General features: G+C 45.0%; 22 protein-coding genes. 11 read left to right on the top strand and 11 right to left on the bottom strand.

What is annotated here, in order from left to right; all coding sequences use genetic code 11:
- Positions 1-1194 (top strand): aminotransferase-like domain-containing protein, encoded by a 1194-nt coding sequence (locus ABWW58_RS11380; RefSeq protein WP_353869257.1) that lies wholly within the window; start codon positions 1-3, stop codon positions 1192-1194.
- Between the two features lie 58 nt (positions 1195-1252).
- On the opposite strand, the gene ABWW58_RS11375 is transcribed toward ABWW58_RS11380, so the two are convergent.
- The 8 genes from ABWW58_RS11375 to ABWW58_RS11340 form a co-directional block, all read right to left on the bottom strand.
- Complete coding sequence (locus ABWW58_RS11375) at positions 1253-1819, bottom strand: biotin transporter BioY (protein ID WP_255748261.1); 567 nt, start codon at positions 1817-1819, stop codon at positions 1253-1255.
- A gap of 585 nt (positions 1820-2404) precedes the next feature.
- On the bottom strand, positions 2405-3640 hold the full coding sequence (locus tag ABWW58_RS11370; RefSeq protein WP_353869256.1) for an IS256 family transposase: 1236 nt from the start codon (positions 3638-3640) through the stop codon (positions 2405-2407).
- 288 nt (positions 3641-3928) lie between these two features.
- Entirely contained in the window at positions 3929-4102 is a 174-nt protein-coding gene (locus tag ABWW58_RS11365) for a hypothetical protein (RefSeq protein ID WP_353869255.1), read from the bottom strand.
- Between the two features lie 51 nt (positions 4103-4153).
- A complete protein-coding gene (locus ABWW58_RS11360; RefSeq protein WP_353869254.1) occupies positions 4154-4684 on the bottom strand; it encodes an ImmA/IrrE family metallo-endopeptidase in 531 nt (176 codons plus the stop codon).
- Positions 4685-5238: 554 nt separating this feature from the next.
- Positions 5239-6177, bottom strand: coding sequence for a metal ABC transporter substrate-binding protein (locus tag ABWW58_RS11355; RefSeq protein WP_445783432.1), 939 nt, complete (start codon positions 6175-6177; stop codon positions 5239-5241).
- A gap of 5 nt (positions 6178-6182) precedes the next feature.
- A complete protein-coding gene (locus ABWW58_RS11350) occupies positions 6183-7013 on the bottom strand; it encodes a metal ABC transporter permease (protein WP_353869253.1) in 831 nt (276 codons plus the stop codon).
- A 12-nt stretch (positions 7014-7025) separates the two neighbouring features.
- Complete coding sequence (locus ABWW58_RS11345) at positions 7026-7739, bottom strand: metal ABC transporter ATP-binding protein (RefSeq protein ID WP_353869252.1); 714 nt, start codon at positions 7737-7739, stop codon at positions 7026-7028.
- 189 nt (positions 7740-7928) lie between these two features.
- Positions 7929-8498 carry a helix-turn-helix domain-containing protein gene (locus ABWW58_RS11340; protein WP_445783431.1) on the bottom strand — a complete coding sequence of 190 codons (570 nt, stop codon included), beginning with the start codon at positions 8496-8498 and terminating at the stop codon, positions 7929-7931.
- A gap of 153 nt (positions 8499-8651) precedes the next feature.
- Between ABWW58_RS11340 and ABWW58_RS11335 the strand changes: the two genes are divergently transcribed.
- The 10 genes from ABWW58_RS11335 to ABWW58_RS11290 all read left to right on the top strand — a co-directional run bounded on the left by ABWW58_RS11335 (position 8652) and on the right by ABWW58_RS11290 (position 16349).
- The gene (locus ABWW58_RS11335) at positions 8652-9347 is read left to right on the top strand and encodes an AzlC family ABC transporter permease (RefSeq protein WP_353869250.1); all 696 of its coding nucleotides are present in this window, start codon (positions 8652-8654) and stop codon (positions 9345-9347) included.
- Positions 9340-9657 carry a branched-chain amino acid transport AzlD family protein gene (locus tag ABWW58_RS11330; RefSeq protein WP_353869249.1) on the top strand — a complete coding sequence of 106 codons (318 nt, stop codon included), beginning with the start codon at positions 9340-9342 and terminating at the stop codon, positions 9655-9657. The genes ABWW58_RS11335 and ABWW58_RS11330 overlap by 8 nt, the downstream gene beginning before the upstream one ends.
- Before the next feature lie 95 nt (positions 9658-9752).
- Positions 9753-9869: a putative metal homeostasis protein gene (locus ABWW58_RS11325; protein WP_353869248.1), complete on the top strand. Its 117-nt coding sequence runs from the start codon at positions 9753-9755 to the stop codon at positions 9867-9869.
- Positions 9870-9900: 31 nt separating this feature from the next.
- On the top strand, positions 9901-10077 hold the full coding sequence (gene rpmF, locus ABWW58_RS11320; protein ID WP_353869247.1) for a 50S ribosomal protein L32: 177 nt from the start codon (positions 9901-9903) through the stop codon (positions 10075-10077).
- A 154-nt stretch (positions 10078-10231) separates the two neighbouring features.
- Positions 10232-13045 carry a sigma-54-dependent transcriptional regulator gene (locus tag ABWW58_RS11315; protein WP_353869246.1) on the top strand — a complete coding sequence of 938 codons (2814 nt, stop codon included), beginning with the start codon at positions 10232-10234 and terminating at the stop codon, positions 13043-13045.
- A 233-nt stretch (positions 13046-13278) separates the two neighbouring features.
- A complete protein-coding gene (locus ABWW58_RS11310; RefSeq protein ID WP_353869245.1) occupies positions 13279-13728 on the top strand; it encodes a PTS sugar transporter subunit IIA in 450 nt (149 codons plus the stop codon).
- Positions 13725-14216 carry a PTS sugar transporter subunit IIB gene (locus tag ABWW58_RS11305; RefSeq protein WP_353869244.1) on the top strand — a complete coding sequence of 164 codons (492 nt, stop codon included), beginning with the start codon at positions 13725-13727 and terminating at the stop codon, positions 14214-14216. The genes ABWW58_RS11310 and ABWW58_RS11305 overlap by 4 nt, the downstream gene beginning before the upstream one ends.
- Before the next feature lie 28 nt (positions 14217-14244).
- Entirely contained in the window at positions 14245-15045 is an 801-nt protein-coding gene (locus tag ABWW58_RS11300; protein WP_353869243.1) for a PTS mannose/fructose/sorbose transporter subunit IIC, read from the top strand.
- A gap of 14 nt (positions 15046-15059) precedes the next feature.
- Positions 15060-15896: a PTS system mannose/fructose/sorbose family transporter subunit IID gene (locus ABWW58_RS11295; protein WP_353869242.1), complete on the top strand. Its 837-nt coding sequence runs from the start codon at positions 15060-15062 to the stop codon at positions 15894-15896.
- Between the two features lie 75 nt (positions 15897-15971).
- Entirely contained in the window at positions 15972-16349 is a 378-nt protein-coding gene (locus ABWW58_RS11290) for a hypothetical protein (RefSeq protein WP_353869241.1), read from the top strand.
- A gap of 439 nt (positions 16350-16788) precedes the next feature.
- Here the strand turns inward: ABWW58_RS11290 and ABWW58_RS11285 are convergent, their stop codons facing one another.
- The 3 genes from ABWW58_RS11285 to ABWW58_RS11275 are packed head-to-tail and all read right to left on the bottom strand — an operon-like array spanning position 16789 to position 19714.
- The gene (locus ABWW58_RS11285; RefSeq protein WP_353869240.1) at positions 16789-17205 is read right to left on the bottom strand and encodes a MarR family winged helix-turn-helix transcriptional regulator; all 417 of its coding nucleotides are present in this window, start codon (positions 17203-17205) and stop codon (positions 16789-16791) included.
- A gap of 19 nt (positions 17206-17224) precedes the next feature.
- The gene (locus ABWW58_RS11280) at positions 17225-19039 is read right to left on the bottom strand and encodes a DHA2 family efflux MFS transporter permease subunit (RefSeq protein WP_353869239.1); all 1815 of its coding nucleotides are present in this window, start codon (positions 19037-19039) and stop codon (positions 17225-17227) included.
- An 18-nt stretch (positions 19040-19057) separates the two neighbouring features.
- The gene (locus tag ABWW58_RS11275) at positions 19058-19714 is read right to left on the bottom strand and encodes an HlyD family secretion protein (RefSeq protein ID WP_353869238.1); all 657 of its coding nucleotides are present in this window, start codon (positions 19712-19714) and stop codon (positions 19058-19060) included.
- Positions 19715-19960 lie beyond the last annotated feature (246 nt).

Genomic DNA, 19960 nt, shown 5'->3' with positions numbered 1-19960 from the left:
ATGATGAAACTTAACTTTTCAGAATGCGCGAGAAGCGTATCCAATTCAGCAACACGAGAAATATTAAAAGTAACCGAGCAGCCTGAGATTATTTCCTTCGCAGGTGGGCTTCCGGCACCTGAGTTATTTCCGGTAGCAGGTATTAAAGCAGCATGTGAGGCGGTGCTCGATGAAGCAGGAGAACAAGCGCTTCAGTACAGTACAACTGAAGGTTATCTTCCGCTGCGTGAGGCTATTGCCGAGCGGATGCGTACTCTTGGAATTCGCGTGACTCCGGAACATTTGCTTGTTCTCACGGGATCCCAGCAAGGGCTTGATTTGACCGGTAAGCTGTTTCTGGACAAAGGAGATGTTGTGATCTGCGAGAGCCCTACTTACCTTGCGGCGATCAATGCGTTTAAGGCGTACAGCCCGCGATTTGTCGAAGTGCCGATGGACGATGGCGGTATGAGAATGGATGAACTTGAGCTGGCGCTCCAAGCAAATCCAAATGCTAAATTCATTTACACAATCCCCGACTTTCAGAATCCGACCGGACGAACGATGAAGCTTGAACGCCGAAGAAAGCTGGTCGAACTCGCGAATCAATACAACATTGTGATATTAGAAGACAATCCGTATGGTGCGATTCGTTTTGTCGGGAAGGATCTGCCGCCTGTAAAACATTTCGATACCGAGGGCAGAGTGATCTATTTGAGCACCTTCTCAAAGATCTTCGCTCCTGGCCTGCGTCTGGGATGGATCTGTGCTGATGAATCCATTCTTAACAAATACGTTGCGTTCAAGCAAGCGACCGATCTGCATACAGATAGCTTCGCGCAAAGAGTTACAGCAAAATATATGGAGCTTTTTGATCTGGAGGAGCATATTCAAAAAATTAAAGGTGTCTACCGCGCGCGTCGGGAAAAAATGATGGACTGCATTGAGGCGTATTTTCCAAAACAACTCAAGCACAGTGCTCCCGAAGGCGGACTGTTCATTTGGGTGGAGCTTCCTGAAGATATCGACGGTCAAGATTTATTTAAGAAGTGTCTGGACAACAAGGTTGCCTTCGTTCCGGGGGATTCGTTCTTCCCAAATGATGCAAAGATCAACGCATTCAGATTGAACTACTCGAACATGTCTGAAGAAAAAATTGTTGCAGGCATGAAGCGGATGGGTGACGTTCTAAATGAAATGCTGATGCTCGTGTGAACGAAAAAACAGCTCTTCCGCGGATTGCACCGCCTGAGAGCTGTTTTTTTACGCTTAGTTACGCTGTTGTTTGCTGATTTCCGGATTTCAATAGTCCGAATTTAGTCAGGCGCTGACGAACCTGAATGCCGACAACGCTGGCGATGACAGCTTTAACGACACCCACAATGAGGAATGGATAAACACCGGCAGCCAATGACTTCGCCCAAGAAAGGTCGAGGACATATTTCAATTGGATCGTGCCGATTGCTAAGGTGACGAACATGCCGACAATGTTGGCGATGATCGCCATGGGTGTAGTGAATTTCGTGTATTCGAGAATCAATCCGGTAACAAGTGCGGCAACGATAAATCCGGTAATATAACCTCCGGATGGCCCAAGAATAACGCCGAATCCGCCGCTCATTCCTGCGAAAACAGGAAGGCCGATGGCACCAAGTCCGGCGTAAACAATCATTGATACTGTGCCATATCTGCTTCCAAGAACAGTGGCGGTAAGTCCAACAGCCAGCGTCTGACCGCTTATCGGAATAATGGGCAGCGGAATGGTGATCTGCGCGAGAATAGCGGTAATCGCCGCAAATAGCGCGCATAAAATCAAGTTTTTTAGTCGTGTATGGTTCATTTTATAAGTCCTCCTGAATTAATGTTAACCTAAACAAATAATAGGTTAACATATGTTGGCGTAAATGGCTATCAAAATTTTTATCATTTTGAGTCACCAAAAAATTTCTGTGAAATTAGAAAACTTGGCTTTGCCAAGCCTCTGGCGAAGGCGAAGCCAAGTTTTCTAATAAATCATTTTGATCCTTAATTAGGTAATGCTGCCGGAATAAAATAAGCGGAGATTTTCCGGCTATTTGCATCATGGTGCTTGTTTTACAGGTAAATAAGGGTAATTTTTCCGCTTATGCACGGAAAAATCCTCTATTTTCACGTTTTTCGATTCGATAAGCGGAATTTCTCCGTCTATTTAAGCGATTTTTTCATTCATTTTCTAATTTAAGCGGGAATGTAATTTAATTTGTGTAAATGAATGACTTCTAGACTTATAGTTAACACTATTTTTGCTCTTACCTGACAGGGGGATAGAGCGCTGCTGGAGAGCAACTCGAGCACCGGTCAGGGTTCAGCTGAAAAAGGGGAGAGAACCACTCTCTTCTTTTATTTTGCCCTTTTTTAGGAGAACTTAAAGCGTTAAACTCAAACGTCACAACTCCTTGTCGAGAAGACTGGATGTAAAGCGTTCCCCAAACATGATTCGGAGTTGTGCCCGGCATTCAATCCATCCAGGGATCGCCAATGTCCATTTTTTGGTGATGTCCCTCGTAGCCAGATAGATAATCTTTCGCAGGGCGTCATCGGTCGGATAAGCATTCTTGGACTTGGTGACTTTTCTGAGTTGACGGTGGAATCCTTCGACGGTGTTAGTTGTATAGATCATCTTTCTGATTTCAGGTGGGTATTCAAAATAGGCTGTGAGTTCTAACCAGTTGGTCTCCCAGGAATCAATAACTCTAGGGTATTTTTCGCCCCAATTTTTCTTGACCTCCTCAAAGGCTAATTCAGCCTGCTCAATCGTAAATGCTTTATAGACTTTTTTCATATCGTCAAGAAAAGGCTTGCGGTATTTGGTCGAGATATACTTGATATTGTTACGGAGTTGATGAATCACGCATAGTTGAATACGCGTCTTTGGAAAGACAGTATTAATCGCTTCGGAGAAGCCGGAAAGCCCGTCTTTACAAGCAATCAAGATGTCTTCGACACCCCGGTTCTTCAAGTCAGTGCAGACACTGAGCCAAAAACTAGCACTCTCATTTTCACCAATCCAGAGTCCGAGGATGTCTTTCATGCCCTCAGTATTGATGCCAAGCACAGTGTAGGCTGCTTTATTAATAATCCGATGATCCTGCTTCACCTTGAAGTGAATGGCATCCAAATAAACGATCGTGTAGACCTTCTCTAAAGGACGGGAATGCCAATCGTAGATGAGCGGAATGACCTTGTCGGTCACCTTGCTCACCATGGCTGGTGACACACTGATTCCGTAGATATCACGCATATGGTCCTCAATATCACGAGTGGACATGCCCTTGGCATAAAGGGCAATAATTTGATGGTCAAGTCCGTTCAGGGCAGTCTCATGCCGCTTAATAATCTGGGGTTCGAATGCCCCATTTCGATCTCTTGGAATGTCGAGCGTTGTATTCCCAAGCTTCGACTTAATGGTTTTCTTACTGTAGCCATTCCGGCTGTTTCCGGTATTATTTCCTTCGATAGAATTTTTGGAATAGCCGAGATGGTGATCCATTTCAGCCTCAAAAATGACTTGAAGTGTGTCCTTGAATAAATCACGAATCATTGCTTGCACATCGTCTACACTCTCACATTGACTGGCGAGTTCACGAATGGTCATGTCGCCATAGTTACGATAATTTTGCATAAATGGTCAGCTCCTTTGATAAGGTAAGTATTTCCATTTACACAAAGTTAAATACGTTCTCAATTAAGCGGAATTTTTCCGCTTATTTCCCAGATTGGGTGCCTGGTGCCTACCTGATCGCCAATCGAATCTTGTGACCTTATCGTCGTACCAGCGAGCGAGACGAAATCATAAACTTTTGTTAAGCACTCAGTATTTTCATTCAAGCGGGTCATGAATGCTTCTTTACTTGTAAAAAAAGCTTGCCGATTGGCAGGCTTTTTAAAAGGTGATTGGTTAGCAAATAAGTTACAATTTGACAAAGAAACGGTGAATCCAGTTCCAGATATTCTGATCTCTCCTGACTGTCGTAAATCGTTCAGTAATCTTACAATCAAGATCGGCATCAATTGACATCTTTTGAAAATACCGATCAACGGCCTTAATCATTGATTGTTCGTCTTCACGATAAGACACCTGCAATCACTTACCCTCTTGTTTAATTTTCCTTGACTCACCAGCAGCACTCTCAATTTACCCGACATTATCTTTTGGCAGAAGGTGACTCGATGAATTTCTGGGTTCTCCGGTTTTCAGCCGTTCAATTCTTGCATGCACTTGGTTCAATGGAACATCTAATCGGTCCGCGATGTACGATTCTGACTTTTTATCCATAAGGCATCTGTTAAGAAAGTGCTCGGGAATCATGAGACAACGCGCGAACTCATCAGCTTCACATTCTTTGCGATTTAAGGTACCCGGATCGGAAGCATAGGTGATACGGCAATATCTGTGTACATTTTCGTTATGTGATAGATGAAGAAAGTAGTGGGCGAGCAAGTGAGCGAGAAAAAAGCGTTGATGTGTGAGATCCCAATTGCTGGCTAGGTAGAAAATAAACCGTTGATCTTTCGTATTGCGTATCATACCGAAACGGTCGGAAAACTCACAGTCTGTATGGAACACGGTAATCTTTTCTTTGGAAGCAATAAGAAACGGATCAACGGGTAAGTGGTTTTCAAGGCCATAACGCAGGGACAGTTCTTTAATTCGATGATCAAACATCTAAAAAATCTCCTCCATTCATTAACTAAATGAAACGGAACGCTCAGGGCATAGCAACCATCTAACTTAATATTGCTCTAAGGAAACATTGTTGTCAATAGGTAACAAAAGTTCGTTTAAGAAATCTAACCATCAGTCATAATGAGTTAATAGAGTCTGTTCAAAAAGGAGGACAAAAAGGGCCGAGGTCAGGCAGAGCGCCACGTCGCGCGTCATGCCTGACACTAGCTCGTCCTGAGCGTCGAAGATCAAGGAAGTGCAGTTTCGAGCACCGAAACGTACTTTCACAAGACGTGATGACTTCAACGTTGTGCACAGGACGTGCACGGTATTAGTTGAAGATCCCCTATTAATACGTGAGGAGCGAAGAAACAAGCTGACACAGAACTTCCGCAGGATACGGTGACTTTCGCGTTGCATATAGGACGTATGCGTACTTAGCGAAAGATCCTTCTTACCTTTTTCCCGGACTTTTTGAACACCCTCGAATAGCTAAATGGATAGTCAAAAAACAACCGTCCTCATTGCGAGGACGGTTGTTTTGAAAGTGAAGCTTAGTTACTTAATCCATCATAGATATGATCAATATTCCATTTGATCATAGCGTAGTACGTGTCACCAGGCTGACCTTCTTTTGCGAGTGAGTCGGTAAAGATTTTGCTGTAAATCTTAATGCCGGTTTCTTTTGAAAGAGTGTTCATGCTTTTCGGGTTGACACTGGTTTCAACGAAGAGATGAGGCACTTTGTGCTTTTTGATAATGGTAACAATGCGTTTGATTTGATCCGGAGTCCCTTGTTCCTCAGTGTTGATTTCCCAAATGTATTCCGGATGGAGACCGTAGGCGCGCGAGAAGTATTTAAAGGCGCCTTCACTTGTGATCAGATAACTTTGTTTTTCCGGTATGGCAGCCATTTTTTCTTTAGCTTCTTTATCGAGGGCCTCCAATTTCTTTACATATGCGTCCGCATTTTTATGATAGGCTTCTTTATTGTCCGGATCCTGCTTCACCATTTGTTTTTCCATATTGCGGATATACAAGATACCGTTTTGAATGTCGAGCCAGGCATGCGGATCAAGTTCATTTTCCTGACCTTTTGATTTCAAATGAATCGGATCGACACCCTTGCTGACGACAAAAATGTTCTTATCATAATCATTTCCGCGTCCTGCACTATCCAGTAATTTTTTGAACCATCCATTGCCGACTTCTAGATTCAAACCATTATAGAAGATGAGATCGGCTTTTGCGACACGCTTTGCGTCACTTGGAAGCGGCTCATATTCATGGGGATCTGTTCCAACCGGAACAATACTATGCACCGTGACATGATTTTTGCCGATTTCCTTAGCCATGTCATACAAAATGGAGTTTGTAACAACGATCTCTAGTTTATTTTTTGATCCGCCTGAAGAGCTGCTTTGGCACGCGGTTAGAGCGAACACCATGATGAGACCTAATGCGAGAACGAGATAACGACTGACCTTTTTCAACTAAATCACTGCTCCTTTTTAAAGATAAATTGATTCTTTTTAGAAAAGATGAATGCGATACCGAACAAAACGGTTGCACTGACCACGATGGTCGCACCGGATGCTAAGTTGTACGTGAAGCTGAAGTAGAGACCGATAACGGAGCTGATCACTCCGAACAGAGCGGAAAGAATAATCATTCGGCTCATTTTATCCGTGAGCAGATAAGCGGTCGCAGCCGGTGTGATGAGCATCGCGACAATAAGAATGACGCCAACGGTTTGAAGAGAGACAACCGTCATCAATGTTAATAAGACCATTAAGAAATAGTGGATCACTTGAGTGTTAAGTCCGTAGGTTTGCGCAATCGTCTCGTCAAACGAGCTCACGAGCAGTTGTTTATAGAAGAGTGCTACAAGAATTAGGACGAGAACGGTGACAATTAAGGTCAGGATGAGGTCATGCATGGTTACTGCAAGAATGTTACCAAATAAAATATGATAGAGGTTCGTTGAACTTTGAACAACCGTGATTAAGATCATGCCTAATGCCAAGAAAGAACTGAGGATAATACCAATTGATGTATCACTCTTAATCGGGCTTTTTCTGCTGATGAAACCCATGCAGAGTGCGGCAAAGACACCGCAGATGGTCGCGCCGATGAAGTAATCAATTCCGAGCAGGAACGAAATGGCGACTCCGGGGAGTACGGCGTGAGAAATCGCGTCGCCCATGAGCGACATGCCTCTCAGAATGACGAAGGAGCCGATGACCCCTGATCCGATTCCAACCAAAATCGATGTGATCAATGCCTGTTGAAGAAAACGATAGGTCATAATGTCTTGAAAAAATTCCATTTTTCTCCTCCTTTATATTTGGATTTCCGCACCATAGAATTGTTTGAGATGCTCTCCGGTGAACACCTTGCTGACTTCGCCGCAAACAATATGATTGGGATGAAGCATCACGATATCGTTGAAGTAATCTCTTACGGTGGCAAGATCATGATGCACAATCACGATGGTTTTTCCCGCACGGTTTATTTCGCGCATTAACTTCATGATGATTTTTTCACTGACAACATCAACTCCGGCAAAAGGTTCGTCGAGAAAAAAAGTATCGGTTTCTTGAACCAGAGCGCGTGCGATGATGGCGCGTTGCAGCTGACCGCCGGAAAGCGCGGCGATTTGCCGATCGCCTAAGTCATCCAACTCAACGGCTTTGAGCCATTTCCGCGCACGTTCTTTTTCTGCTTTTCCCGGTCTCTTAAATAGGCCGAGTGACGGATAAGTACCCATAAGCACCATGTCAAAAACGGTGATGGGGAAGGTCAAATCAATGGACTGTCTTTGCGGTACATAGGCAATAGATCGGCGCCATTTTTTGGCATCAGTCTCACCGCTAGCCACAGTAATGGTACCGCCGGACATAGGTATTAATCCGAGGACAGCTTTCATGAAGGTTGATTTTCCAGCTCCGTTCGGGCCGATAATACCGGTGATTGTTCCTTTTCGAAGGGTCACGGATACATCGTTCAGCACACGCCGTTTTCCGTAATAAACGACTAGATTGTTAATCTCCATATCATTCTCCTATGAAAATTTAGTAGTTAAGAGACAAACAGTTTCTTCAAGGAAACTTTGTTAGCTTTATTATAAACGATAATGATTTTCATTGTAAAGCAGAACTTTGGGAGTGTTCACGATCTGTACAAAAGGGAACGGCTAAAAGTCCCCTCTCATTTGAGACGGGACTGGGACATTAAGAAACAGTTACATGGAATGGTAGGAGATGACAAAGTGTAAGATCGCCAGTTTTGAAGAAGGGTTAATGTATTTATGATCCAGATCGCCTTTGAATTTAATCGAATCATACGCGTTTAGATGATACGTTTCGCCGCCCACTTCCAATTCCAATTCACCGGACATGACGGTGACGTATTCGTTTACGCCAAATTGATGTGCGGAGGACGAATACTCGGCATTCGGCTGAAGGTAACCGCGGTATAATTCATAGAGTCCATGCGATTGGAAGAGGGGTTCGGCAACAAAAATCTTATCTGAGCTGGTTAGCTTCATGCTGTCTTCTTTGCGTGCAATGGATACATCAGATTCTATGGACAGAAGCGCACTGACCGGGATATTCAACCCGTTCGCAATCTTCCAAATGACGGATAGGGTTGGGTTGCCGTCACCGCGCTCAACATTCATGAGTGTCAGTTTGCTGATACCGATCTTGGTTGCCAAATGCTCAAGGCTCATGCCGCGACTTGTCCGAAATTGGCGCAGATTGGCTCCGATTCGTTTCCCGGCATCTCCGTCTTCCCAAGGGTTGTTCTGCAAGACTATCATCTCCTTGGTACATTTTAATATACAAAAGATAAATTAATATATACTTGGTGTGGCGATTATATTATAATGTACAATAAGTTAATTTTAGTATACTATTTTCAGATAATATTCACACGGAAAAAATAGAGGAGCGAGGGAATGAAGATGCTTCAACGAAAAAAGTCGGTGTTGAAAACAGCGGGCGCGGAGGCACTGCCGCTGGCCATTGCGATTGCTGCCTACGGCATGTCCTATGGTGTCCTTGCCACACAAGTAAACTTTAATTTGCTTACGACCGTTGCTATGTCTGTATTTGTGTTTTCCGGATCTGCTCAGTTGGTTGCAGTGGCAATGCTGGCCGGTGGGGCAGGGACAGCGAGCGTTCTGCTGACCGTTATTTTACTGAATCTGCGCAACCTTCTTTATGGAGCGGCGCTCTCAGAGGGGCTCGCGCCTGCGAAAAAATGGACACGTCTGCTCGCTTTCGGCATATCGGATGAGCCGTTTGTCTTAGCGAGCGCGCGCTTCAAGAAAGTCGGCCCGGATCCTTTTTATTTCGCTGTCGTCGCCGGTATCTTTTACATTGCGTGGATCCTTGCGGCACTGTTCGGAGCGCTCATCGGCAATCAGCTTGATCCGCAGAAATGGGGTCTTGATCTCGCTTTTCCGGCAACGTTCGCGGCACTGCTTGTACCCGGATTGAAGGGAAAACCGGTCATTGGGACAGCGCTCGCCGCGGTGGTTATTGCGCTTGTCCTTGAATTTATTAAACCGGGGAATGAGCTCACAATTATTATGACCGGTCTTTTCGCACCGCTCGTCGGACTCTATTTACATAAAAGGGGGCAAGCGCATGCTTAATCAATGGATCTTGATCGGGGCGCTTGCGCTTGTCACCTATTTGTCACGTGTGATCGGACTTGAATTTATGTCGCGCTGGAAGATGAATGCGACGCTTCGTCTGTATTTCACCTATGTCCCAATCGCCATTATTTCGGCACTGCTCGTGAAGCAGATCGTGCTGCCTCTTCATGGCGGTTTAATCCTTTCGATTCCGGTTCTGCTCGGTTGTTTGAGCACTGCTGCTATGATCCTGATAACCAAACGCTTTTTGCCGTCGGTCATGATCGGTGTACTGATCGGCGTGCTGTTCAGATATCTTTTTCCCTAATAATCTATGGTTTGAAACCAATTTATTGCGTTTTGGATAAATGTACGTTAATATAAATCGTAACAATTACGATTTATATTAAGGAGGAGCCTTCCATGGCAAGCCAAAGCAAACTTTCGAGTGCGCGCAGGGAACTGAAAAGTCCAAATAAGAAAACACATCGGCGCGCGCTCAAAATGATTAAGCAAATGAAACACTTGAAAAAAGGATAACCCCTTTAACGAATACTTGGGAGGTTTCAGCATGGCTGTACCAAAACGAAGAACATCGACGACACGCAAAAAGAAGAGAAGGACCAATCAAGATTTAGCGATCCCGACGCTTTCGCGTGATCCACAGACAGGAGCGTATCATCTGTCCCATCGCGTCAGTAAAGACGGCACGTATAAAGGCGAGCAAGTGATTGAACCGAAAAAATAAGAAAATGCTAAGTAGAAAGGGCGACCGGTATAGTCATTTTTGACGATACGGATCGTTTTTTTCTTTTTCACAAAAGTCTTTATGAAAGCGCTTATAATATATAATGGAGGATATAGAAAACATAATGTAGAATCATCTAAGAGAGGTGAACTCAATGGGACGGCGACGTGAAAAGATTTATAGTGAATTAGCCAAACGATGCGCTCAGTTTGATAAGAAGGCACTTATGGAAACCTCAGGGATTACAGCTTCCGACCTTGCTGAGGCTCTTGGTATCATGCGCAGCAATGTCAGCTCAGAGCTGAATGAGCTGGTCAGAGAAAAACGCGTGATCAAGTTTGTCACTCGTCCAGTGCTGTATGTGCCTGCTGATCTCATCAGATCGCAGTTTGGCGATGTAGTCGGCGACTATGAAGTGAAGGCTGCCTCGCTCAAGGAATTGATGATTCAAGATAACGCTCATAATAAAAATGAGGATCCCTTTTCGCATCTTATTGGTGCAGATAAAAGCTTGAAAAACAGTGTCAAGCAGGCGAAATCAGCGATTGTCTATCCGCCGAGAGGGCTGCATACGCTGATCCTCGGTCCTACAGGTTCCGGGAAAACGCTGTTTGCACATATGATGTATAATTATGCGCAATCCATCGACCGAATCAATGAGAAAGCACCGTTTGTTGATTTTAACTGTGCGGATTATTACAACAATCCTCAGCTGCTGATCGGGCAGCTGTTCGGATATATAAAAGGCGCGTTTACAGGCGCGGCACGTGATCAGGATGGACTAGTCGCCAAAGCGGACGGCGGCATTCTGTTCCTTGATGAAATTCACCGGCTGCCTCCGGAAGGACAGGAAATGCTGTTCTATTTTATGGATACCGGCCGCTACAGTAAATTAGGCGAGACGGGAAATAAGCGGGAGGCACATGCCCTGATTATCGGTGCGACGACCGCTGATCCGGAGTCAGCGCTGCTGCAAACCTTTTTGAGACGAGTGCCGGTCATGATCAACATTCCGAATTTCCAAAGCAGAAGTGTAAGCGAGCAAATTGAGCTGACTAAGTTTCTGCTCTCCAGAGAAGCACATCGCACGAGCCATAAGTTTCATGTCAGCTCCGATGTGATCAAGGCACTGATCGGCAGCGTCACTTTTGGAAATATCGGGCAGTTGAAATCGAATGTGCAGCTGATTTGCGCGCAGGGCTTTCTCGATAGTATGCATAACGACTTTGTTCAGCTCGATGCAAAAATGCTGCCGGCGGAAATGCAAGAGGGCTTGCATCGAATCTCGCATCAGCCGCAAATCAACCAGCAGCTGAACAAACAGCTTCCGCTATTTCTTATTGTGACCGGAAGCAAGGATCCGCTGCTGACCGACATTGATCAGTACGAACCGCCTTTTGATTTGTATAAAATGATTTCGGGGAAATACGATGCACTGACGCAGGAAGGCTTGTCGGCGCGCGATGTTCGAAAATTTATTACCGAAGATATTAAAGATCAGGTTAAGAAGTTTTATCAGAAGACAGCAAAGGATATGCCGACGGCGGTTGTGGATCAGCGGATTCTGGGACTTTCAAAGGATTTGGAGATGATTTGCACGCAAGTACTTGGCGAGCACTTAAGCAGTCAATTTATTTCTTTACTAACTGTCCATCTTTCTTCGTTTCTCGAACATCCGCTGCGTAAACTGGACTGTTCACCGGATGTGAAGCAGACGATATTTACCTATGCGCAAAAGGACTATGAGGCAGCAGGCAAAATTGCCAAATTAATTGATGAGCGACTCCATGTGGCGCTGCCTGAGGTAGAAATTATTTATATTGCCTTTTTGCTTGGATCATTTGTTGAACTGTCACAGCAGCGCAATGTCGGAATTGTCGTTGCGGCGCATGGTCCGCATACAGCAAGCTCCATGGTCAGCGTTGTGAAAGAATTAATGGGGGACTATCCGATTGAGGCCGTAGATATGCCGCTCAGTTTAAATTTTGGTGACATCTTTGACAATATCATTCAAGCTGTGCGGTCGGTGGATCAAGGCGCAGGTGTCCTGATGATGGTCGATATGGGTTCGCTGTACTACTTTGAAGAGAAAATTGCACGTGGCGCAAAGGTACGCGTTAAAGCGATCGACATGGTATCGACACCGATGATTCTTGACGCCGTCAAAAACGCTAATTACTTGCACATGGATTTAAAAGGAATTGTCGATTCACTCTTCAAACTGCGCCGAACCGTCGGTATGGAACGGCAGGCGGTAAACAGTCTGCGCCAGAAAGCCATTTTGACGATCTGTACAACAGGAAGCGGTATCGCAAAGCGAATTAAAAACATTGTCGGCATGTATATTCGCAACATCACGGATGAAGAGATCAGTGTGATTCCAATCTCTATTGAAGGGTTATATGACGTTGCGCAAAAAATGCAGACAAAATATGATATTGTCGCGAGCATCGGCGCCAAAAATCCAAAACTTGAAGGCGTGCCCTATATCACACTATCTCAATTTGTTGGCGGTGAAGGGCAAAAAATACTTCAGTCTATTCTGACAGGCAAGGCTCTGCCGATTAAGGACAATCCGTCGCACGTCATTGTTAAGGGCGTCTGCGAAGACAGCCTGCAAGACATGCTGATGTATCTCAACCCGAAGCGTGCAGTAGCGGCCATTCTTGAATTTAATGACGCAGTACAAAAAACACTCAATCTTCATTTTAAAAATGCGACGCAAATCCGCATTATTATGCACTTAGCTTTCGCACTGGAACGCGAGGTCGCTCATACACCGCTTAAATATGAAGGTGAATTGAGCAACGAGAAGAAACTGTTGTTCCTCAGGCTGGAGAAAACACTTAATGTACTCAAATATAAATTAAATATCCAGCTGAGTGAAGGCGAATTTTATTATTTTATTGATATGTTGCTTGATGAACTGGGTAAAAACGTACTGTTTGCCCTTGTTTCACAAAACTAGTGTGTTGTTATGAGAGGCAGTCAAAACGTAGTGTATTGTTTTCGACCGTTTCATTTATTAGTGAGTTAGGAAATGATATAGTGTATTGTTTTCTATAATTAGTGTGTTGCTTTTTAGAAGTTTAAAATGAAAACCATTTGCCAGAGCCCCTTTTTAGGCTCTTTTTTTTAACACACAAAATTGGCACGGTACTTGCTTGTATAAAAGTGTACTGAGAGAAGGGAGGGAAAAAAGTGGTCGCAATTGTAATAGCTACACACGGAGATCTTTCAGATGCGTTGATTGGAACAGCCAAAATGATTTTTGGAAATTTAGAAAATGTCGCTCATGTCACGTTTAAACCTGGTGAGGGTATTGAGAATCTTTTAGAAAAATATCAAAAAGTCAGAGACGGCTTTGATGACGATCACATCCTGTTCCTTGTTGATTTGTTTGGTGGAAGCCCTTACAATGCAGCGAGCCGATTCGTTGCTCGTGAGCAACATATGGATATTGTCACAGGTGTCAATCTTCCGATGTTTGTGGAAGTCCTAAGTAAACGTTTGGCCGGGGGATCGCTGGAAGAGCTTGTAGAAACTGCTAAACACGCTGGAACCGATGGCATTAAATCATTCAAAGAAATTTTTTCACATCAAACGCTGGCAAATAGTGCTAAAGAAGACGAGGGAGATGAGTTAGGATGAAAATTAAATGGTTACGTATTGACTCGCGATTAATTCATGGACAGGTGGCAAACAACTGGGTGAACCATGTGGGTGCCGGAACGATTATTGCTGCAAATGACAGCGCTGCCAAAGACGACTTGAGAAAAACACTGCTACTTCAGGTCGCTCCGGGGCGAACTAAATCGTACGTTATGACAATTGATAAAACAGCTCGTTGCTACAAGAATCCATCCTATGACAATTTAGAAGTATTGCTCGTTGTGGAAACACCTAAAGATGTGCTTCGCCTGATGGATGCCGGGGTGGAAGTCAGTCAAGTCAATGTTGGCGGCATCACATTCAAGGAAGGAATGACGTTAATTTCCGAGGCGGTTTCGGTCAGCCCGGAAGATATTGAAGCGTTTAAAGAGTTAGACAAACGCGGTGTTAAGCTGATTCTTCAACAGTTGCCGAACACAAACGCGTCTGACTTTATGAATCGGCTGAAAAGCAAAAATCTATTATAAAAACAAAATAGAGGGAGGGTTTTAGACTATGAATACCATGCAATTTATTTTAGTTATTCTTGTAGCGCTGATCTGCGGTATGGCGAGTGTAATGGATGAACGTCAGTTTCATCGTCCGATTGTTGCGTGTACGCTTATCGGACTTGTATTAGGAGACTTGCATACTGGTATTATTCTTGGCGGTAGTCTTGAATTAATCGCACTCGGCTGGATGAACGTCGGTGCCGCAATGGCTCCGGATGCTGCACTCGCCTCAACCATTTCTGCAATTATTGTTATCGTTGGTAACCAATCCATTGGTGAAGGGATTGCGATCGCCGTACCGCTTGCTGCAGCAGGTCAGGTTTTAACGATCTTTGTACGTACAATTGCCGTGTTCTTCCAGCATCAGGCAGATCATTACGCAGCAGAGGCTAATTTTCGAGGTATTGAGTGGTGCCATTTTGGGGCGCTGCTTCTGCAAGGACTTCGTGTCGCGATTCCAACCGCCGCGGTTGCCGCCATTGCCGGAACAAGCATTGTTAACGAATGGCTGGACGCGATCCCTCCGGTTATCACACATGGCCTTCAAGTCTCCGGCGGATTCATCGTTGTTGTCGGGTATGCGATGGTAATCAACATGATGAAGGCGCGTTCACTGATGCCATTCTTCTTCATCGGCTTTACACTTGCTACATTTATGACAGGTATCAACCTTGTTGGTCTTGGTATTCTCGGTGCGTGCGCCGCGGTTGTCTATGTTCAGTTGAACCCGGATTTCCATGATTCGATTAAAGCGCCAGCAGCAGCAACGAATGTCGGATCCGATGACGACGATGTATTAGGATAAGGAGGGTGAAGAAAATGACTGAAGTTAGAAAAGTTGAATCATTAACGAAAAAAGATATCTTCAACACTTATTTTCGAAGCACATTCATGTTAGGTTCGTTCAACTTTGAACGTATGCAAGCCATTGGATTCTGTGTGACTATGATTCCTGCGATTAAACGCTTCTATCATAAAAAAGAAGATCAGGCTGCCGCATTGAAACGTCATCTTGAATTCTTCAATACGACGCCATGGCCTGCATCGGCAATCTTTGGTGTAACTGCTGCGATGGAACAGAAGAAAGCAGAAGGCGGCGACATTGATGAAGCTGCGATCACCAACGTAAAAATCGGTTTGATGGGACCGCTTGCCGGTATTGGTGATCCGATTTATTGGGGCACAGCGCGGCCGATCCTGGCAGCACTCGGCGCGTCACTTGCTCTAAGCGGAAGCATTCTCGGACCGTTGCTCTTCTTCTTTGGGATTAACATTATTCGTTTTCTGACCAGATGGTACGGATTCAAGTTCGGTTATACCCAAGGCACGGACATCGTACAGGACGTAGCCGGCAACCGCTTGAAGAAATTGACACAAATGGCTTCTGTTCTCGGGCTGTTCGTTATGGGCTCTCTTGTATCAAAATGGACCAGTATTAAGATGCCGCTTGTCCTTGTTTCGTACAAACAAGCAGGAAAAGTTGTTGACACAACCATGCAAGGCGTTCTCGATTCACTGCTTCCAGGACTCGTTGCCTTGCTGATGACCTTCGCATGCATGTGGCTGCTGAAACGCAAAGTCAACGCGATCTACATTATCTTCGGTATGTTCGCAGTGGGTATTCTCGGCTACTGGGCAGGAATTTTCGGACTATAAGATGACTGGTACGGCTGCGTCACTTGGGCATGAGTCATTCAGAACTTCTTTGTAAATCGGCTAGGAGGGGTTTCCATGTTAAACAGCTTAAAAACAGTTCTGCACCCGAAAAATAAACCGGAAGGCTATGTGTACAGTTCGTCAAAGTGGGTGACGATACTGATGCTGATCGGTATCCTGCTCTACACAATCACTGACGGGTGGGGAACATTGGTCGCCTTATCGCTTGCGGTCGCTTTACTGATCGGGCGCTACATGTTGGCAAAACAAGCCGCAGGAGATTTTCTTGATATGCACCAGGCCAAAAAAGGCTACGCTAAAACAAGAAATAAAGATTATCTGCGCTTTATTAAAGCACGCGGTGAGCAGATGCTAAACGACAACAAGGTACTCACGAAAGCTGCTAAGGAAGAAATTCATCAACTTCTAGCTTATGCAGAAAAATATCTCTGATTTTTGCAGCAGGTGACGCCGCCAATCTAAGTAGAAAAAGCGAGGAAATTTAGACTTCCTCGCTTTTTCTACTACATGGAGGCGATTTTGTGTCAGTGAATCGGCAACGCATCATCGTCCTATAGTGAACCGGACCCTAGGTTATTCGTGAGCGTCGCAATTAAATCTTCTAATGTTTAACTAGTGTAAAGGTGGGAACATTGCGATAACAAGGGCGATAAGAGCCAAAGATTCAAGCTTCTAATTTCGCAGGGAAGAGAAGCAGGTTGAAAATGAAACGAGGCATCAATATGGCTTAAACAAACGTTTGCTTTAACGCTTGACCGTATGCACCATGTGCGAGAGGAAAACTTGCTCGTTTCTTTCATTCTTGGCGGTTTACAGCCCCTTGTATACGTGAAAACAACCGTATCGGTGCGAAGCATCGATACGGCTGTTTTTATTGAATCAGTTTTGCGATCAGGATTTCCAGTTGACTGAGTTCCTCGTCGTCGAATTCCTGGAAGACTTTGCGTAAATAGTCTCTGCGCAAGACATTCAATTTCTGATACAAAGAATGGCCTTCATCGGTTACGGTCAAAAAGACAATTCGCCGATCTGTTTCGGAACGCTTGCGTTCAACGTATCCGCTGCGAATCAGTTTATCAATCACGGTTGTTGCATAACTTGGGGAAACCTCAAATTTTTTCGCGATATTGGAAGCTGTTTCCTTGTGATGTTTATTCAGATAGTACAGAAACGAAAACTCATGCGCCGTCAACGGACTGCCTTGAAAATCATTCATCGTGCGCTTGAAGCGCCGGATCAGGATTGCAAGATTGTTTTCAATCGTATGGATTTTGGCTTCTCTGTCCAATAAACGTCACCTGCTTCCATTAGTCTTTTACAGGAGATAATGCGGCCTGCCGCTTTTTGGCTTCATGTTTTTTCCGCGAAGGGGTTGCCCGTTTGATAAAGAAGGACAGCACCCATGCGGCAACTGTCAGCAGTGTGGCGACGATAAACGCATCATTAATTCCTTGAATGGTCGCCAATTGCTGAACCTTCACTTCAACCACTTGGAAGACGCCCTGCTGTGCCTGAATCGCCGATAAGTGTTCGGACCCGGAAAGCGCTGCACCGGAACTCTGCAAGTGATGCATCAGCGGCTGATTGCTCGATGTTATCTGGTTTGCATAGTCCCCAATATGATAAGTTGTCCGATTGGACATAACCGTAACTAAAAATGCGGTTCCAAGTGATCCGGCGACTTGCCGCATCGTATTGGACATAGCCGTTCCGTGACTGTTTAGTTCTCTCGGTAGATCGTTCAATCCTTCAGTCATGATCGGCATCATCAGCAGCGACATGCCGAACATGCGTGCCGTATACAGGAACATGATGTGTCCGTATGTTGTCGCATCGCTTAAATGAGCAAATGCCCATGTGGTGATGATGGTCACTGCAAGACCGATGATCGCCAGCGGGCGTGACCCGATCCGGTCGAAAAGCATGCCGGTGATCGGTGACATAACACCCATAAGCAGCGCACCGGGGAGCAGCAGCAGTCCGGACTGAAGCGGTGTAAATCCACGTATATTCTGCAAATAAATCGGAAGCAGAATCATCGCGGCAAACATTGCCATTGTCACCAGTATATTAACGATCGTCGTAAATGTAAATATTTTGTATTGAAAAACGCGCAGGTTAAGCAGAGGTGTTTTTATCCGCATCTCATGCCAAACAAACCAAATCAGTGAAAACATACCGATCACGAGCGTCGATAGCACGGCGAAGTCGTCCCAGCCGTTGTTGCCGGCTTCACTGAAAGCATAGAGAATTCCGCCAAAACCAATCGTTGACAAGATAACACCGAGCGCGTCCAGTTTTGGAAATGAGCGTCGGCCGACATTTTTCAGATAAGTGACGGCAAGCACGATATCCAAAATCCCTAATGGCAGAACGATCCAGAACAAAAGCCGCCAGGTGAAATGCTCGACAACATATCCGGAAAGCGTCGGTCCGATCGCAGGAGCGAAAATCATGGCGACTCCCATTAATCCCATTGCGCCACCGCGCTTTTCCGGCGGGAAGATGGTCAGAAAAACATTGGTCATCAGCGGCATAATGATACCTGCGCCAATCGCCTGAATGACACGGCCGACCATCAGTATGATAAAATTCGGAGAAAGCGCGCAAACGAGCGTTCCCACCGAAAAAAAGATCATGGCTGACAGAAACAGCTTACGTGTAGTAAAAGTTTCCATTAAATAAGCGGTAATCGGAATCAGCACACCGTTGACCAGCATGTACCCGGTCGTGATCCATTGCGCTGTATTTGTTGAAATATTTAAATCAGTCATCATTTTCGGCAGTGCCACGTTCATTAACGTTTGATTCAGTAAAGCGACAAAAGCGCCGAGAATGAGCACAAGAATAATCGAGACATGGTGACTTGAGTCTGCCTGTACATCCGCTTTCGGTCGAAGATTTTGCCGGCCTTCGGGTGACTGCTCCTGATCATTTGCCTTGCGGCTGATCGATTCAGCCGGTTTTAACACAGCGGTCGCTGCAGAATCCTGTGGTTCAGGACTGCGGCGGAAATCGTCCGCAGACGATTTGCCTTTCCTGCGCTTGATGCGTAAGAAAAGATTAAATAAGACAAGGAAAACAAGCGAACAGCCGATATAAACAGAAAGGAACGATGTCATCAAATCCCTCCTCTCAAATTAGATATGAATCTTCACCGTTACATTCATTCCAGGAAGCAACTTTTCGCCTTTATAACCATCGAGCTTAATTTTCACAGGAACAACTTGGCTTACTTTCGTGTAATTGCCGTTGCTGTTGGAGCTTGGGATCAGTGAGAACGTTGATGCAGTCGCTGTTCCGATTTGATCAACCTTTCCAGTGAATGACGTCCCTGGGAATGCATCAATCGAGATATCGACCTTTTGACCGGCCTTTACATTTTCAATATCCGTTTCATCGATATTCGCGGTAATGTAGAGTTCATGCAGATTGTATGCCTGAGCAAGCTGCGTGCCTGCAGCAACAAAAGTGTTCTTTGTGCCGGCATTTTGGGCGATCGTTGCCGTTTGCGGCATCTTTACAGCGGTTTTAACAGGCTTTCCGTCCGCACCCACTGCTTCTATATTGCCGACTGTATCATTTGCGTCGAAGTTTTTACCTTGGCTCGCGCTCCAGCTGGTGAGTTTACCGGATACCGGCGCAGCAATGGAAATCGCTTGGCCGCCAACGACCGCGTTGTCGGTCTTCACGTAATTGGTCGCTTGATCATAATAGTAGTAGCCGGCTGCCCCGCCGCCAATGAGAACGATGATCACAATAATGTTAATAATGAGCAGACGTGTAAAATTGCCCATGTGCAAAACCCCTTTCCAATTCAAAACTATTAATCAACTTAATTATTAACTTTGTTAACTATTTGCGCGCACTAGTCACATTAACACGTTTTATGAAGAGAATCAACAAAATTGAAAACTATTTTCGGTGTTTAAGAGGATTGAATGCTGTGCATTTCAGATGTATAATGAACCGATTAAATTGTGGAGGCGAATCGGGTTCATGACGTTGTCTTTATCCTGCGTGCGCACATTGATTGCTGCTTA

The sequence above is a fragment of the Sporolactobacillus caesalpiniae genome, from assembly GCF_040513385.1.
Lineage (GTDB): Bacteria > Bacillota > Bacilli > Bacillales > Sporolactobacillaceae > Sporolactobacillus.
The sequence above is the reverse complement of the archived record's forward strand: the minus strand, read 5'-3'. Positions and strand labels throughout refer to the sequence as shown.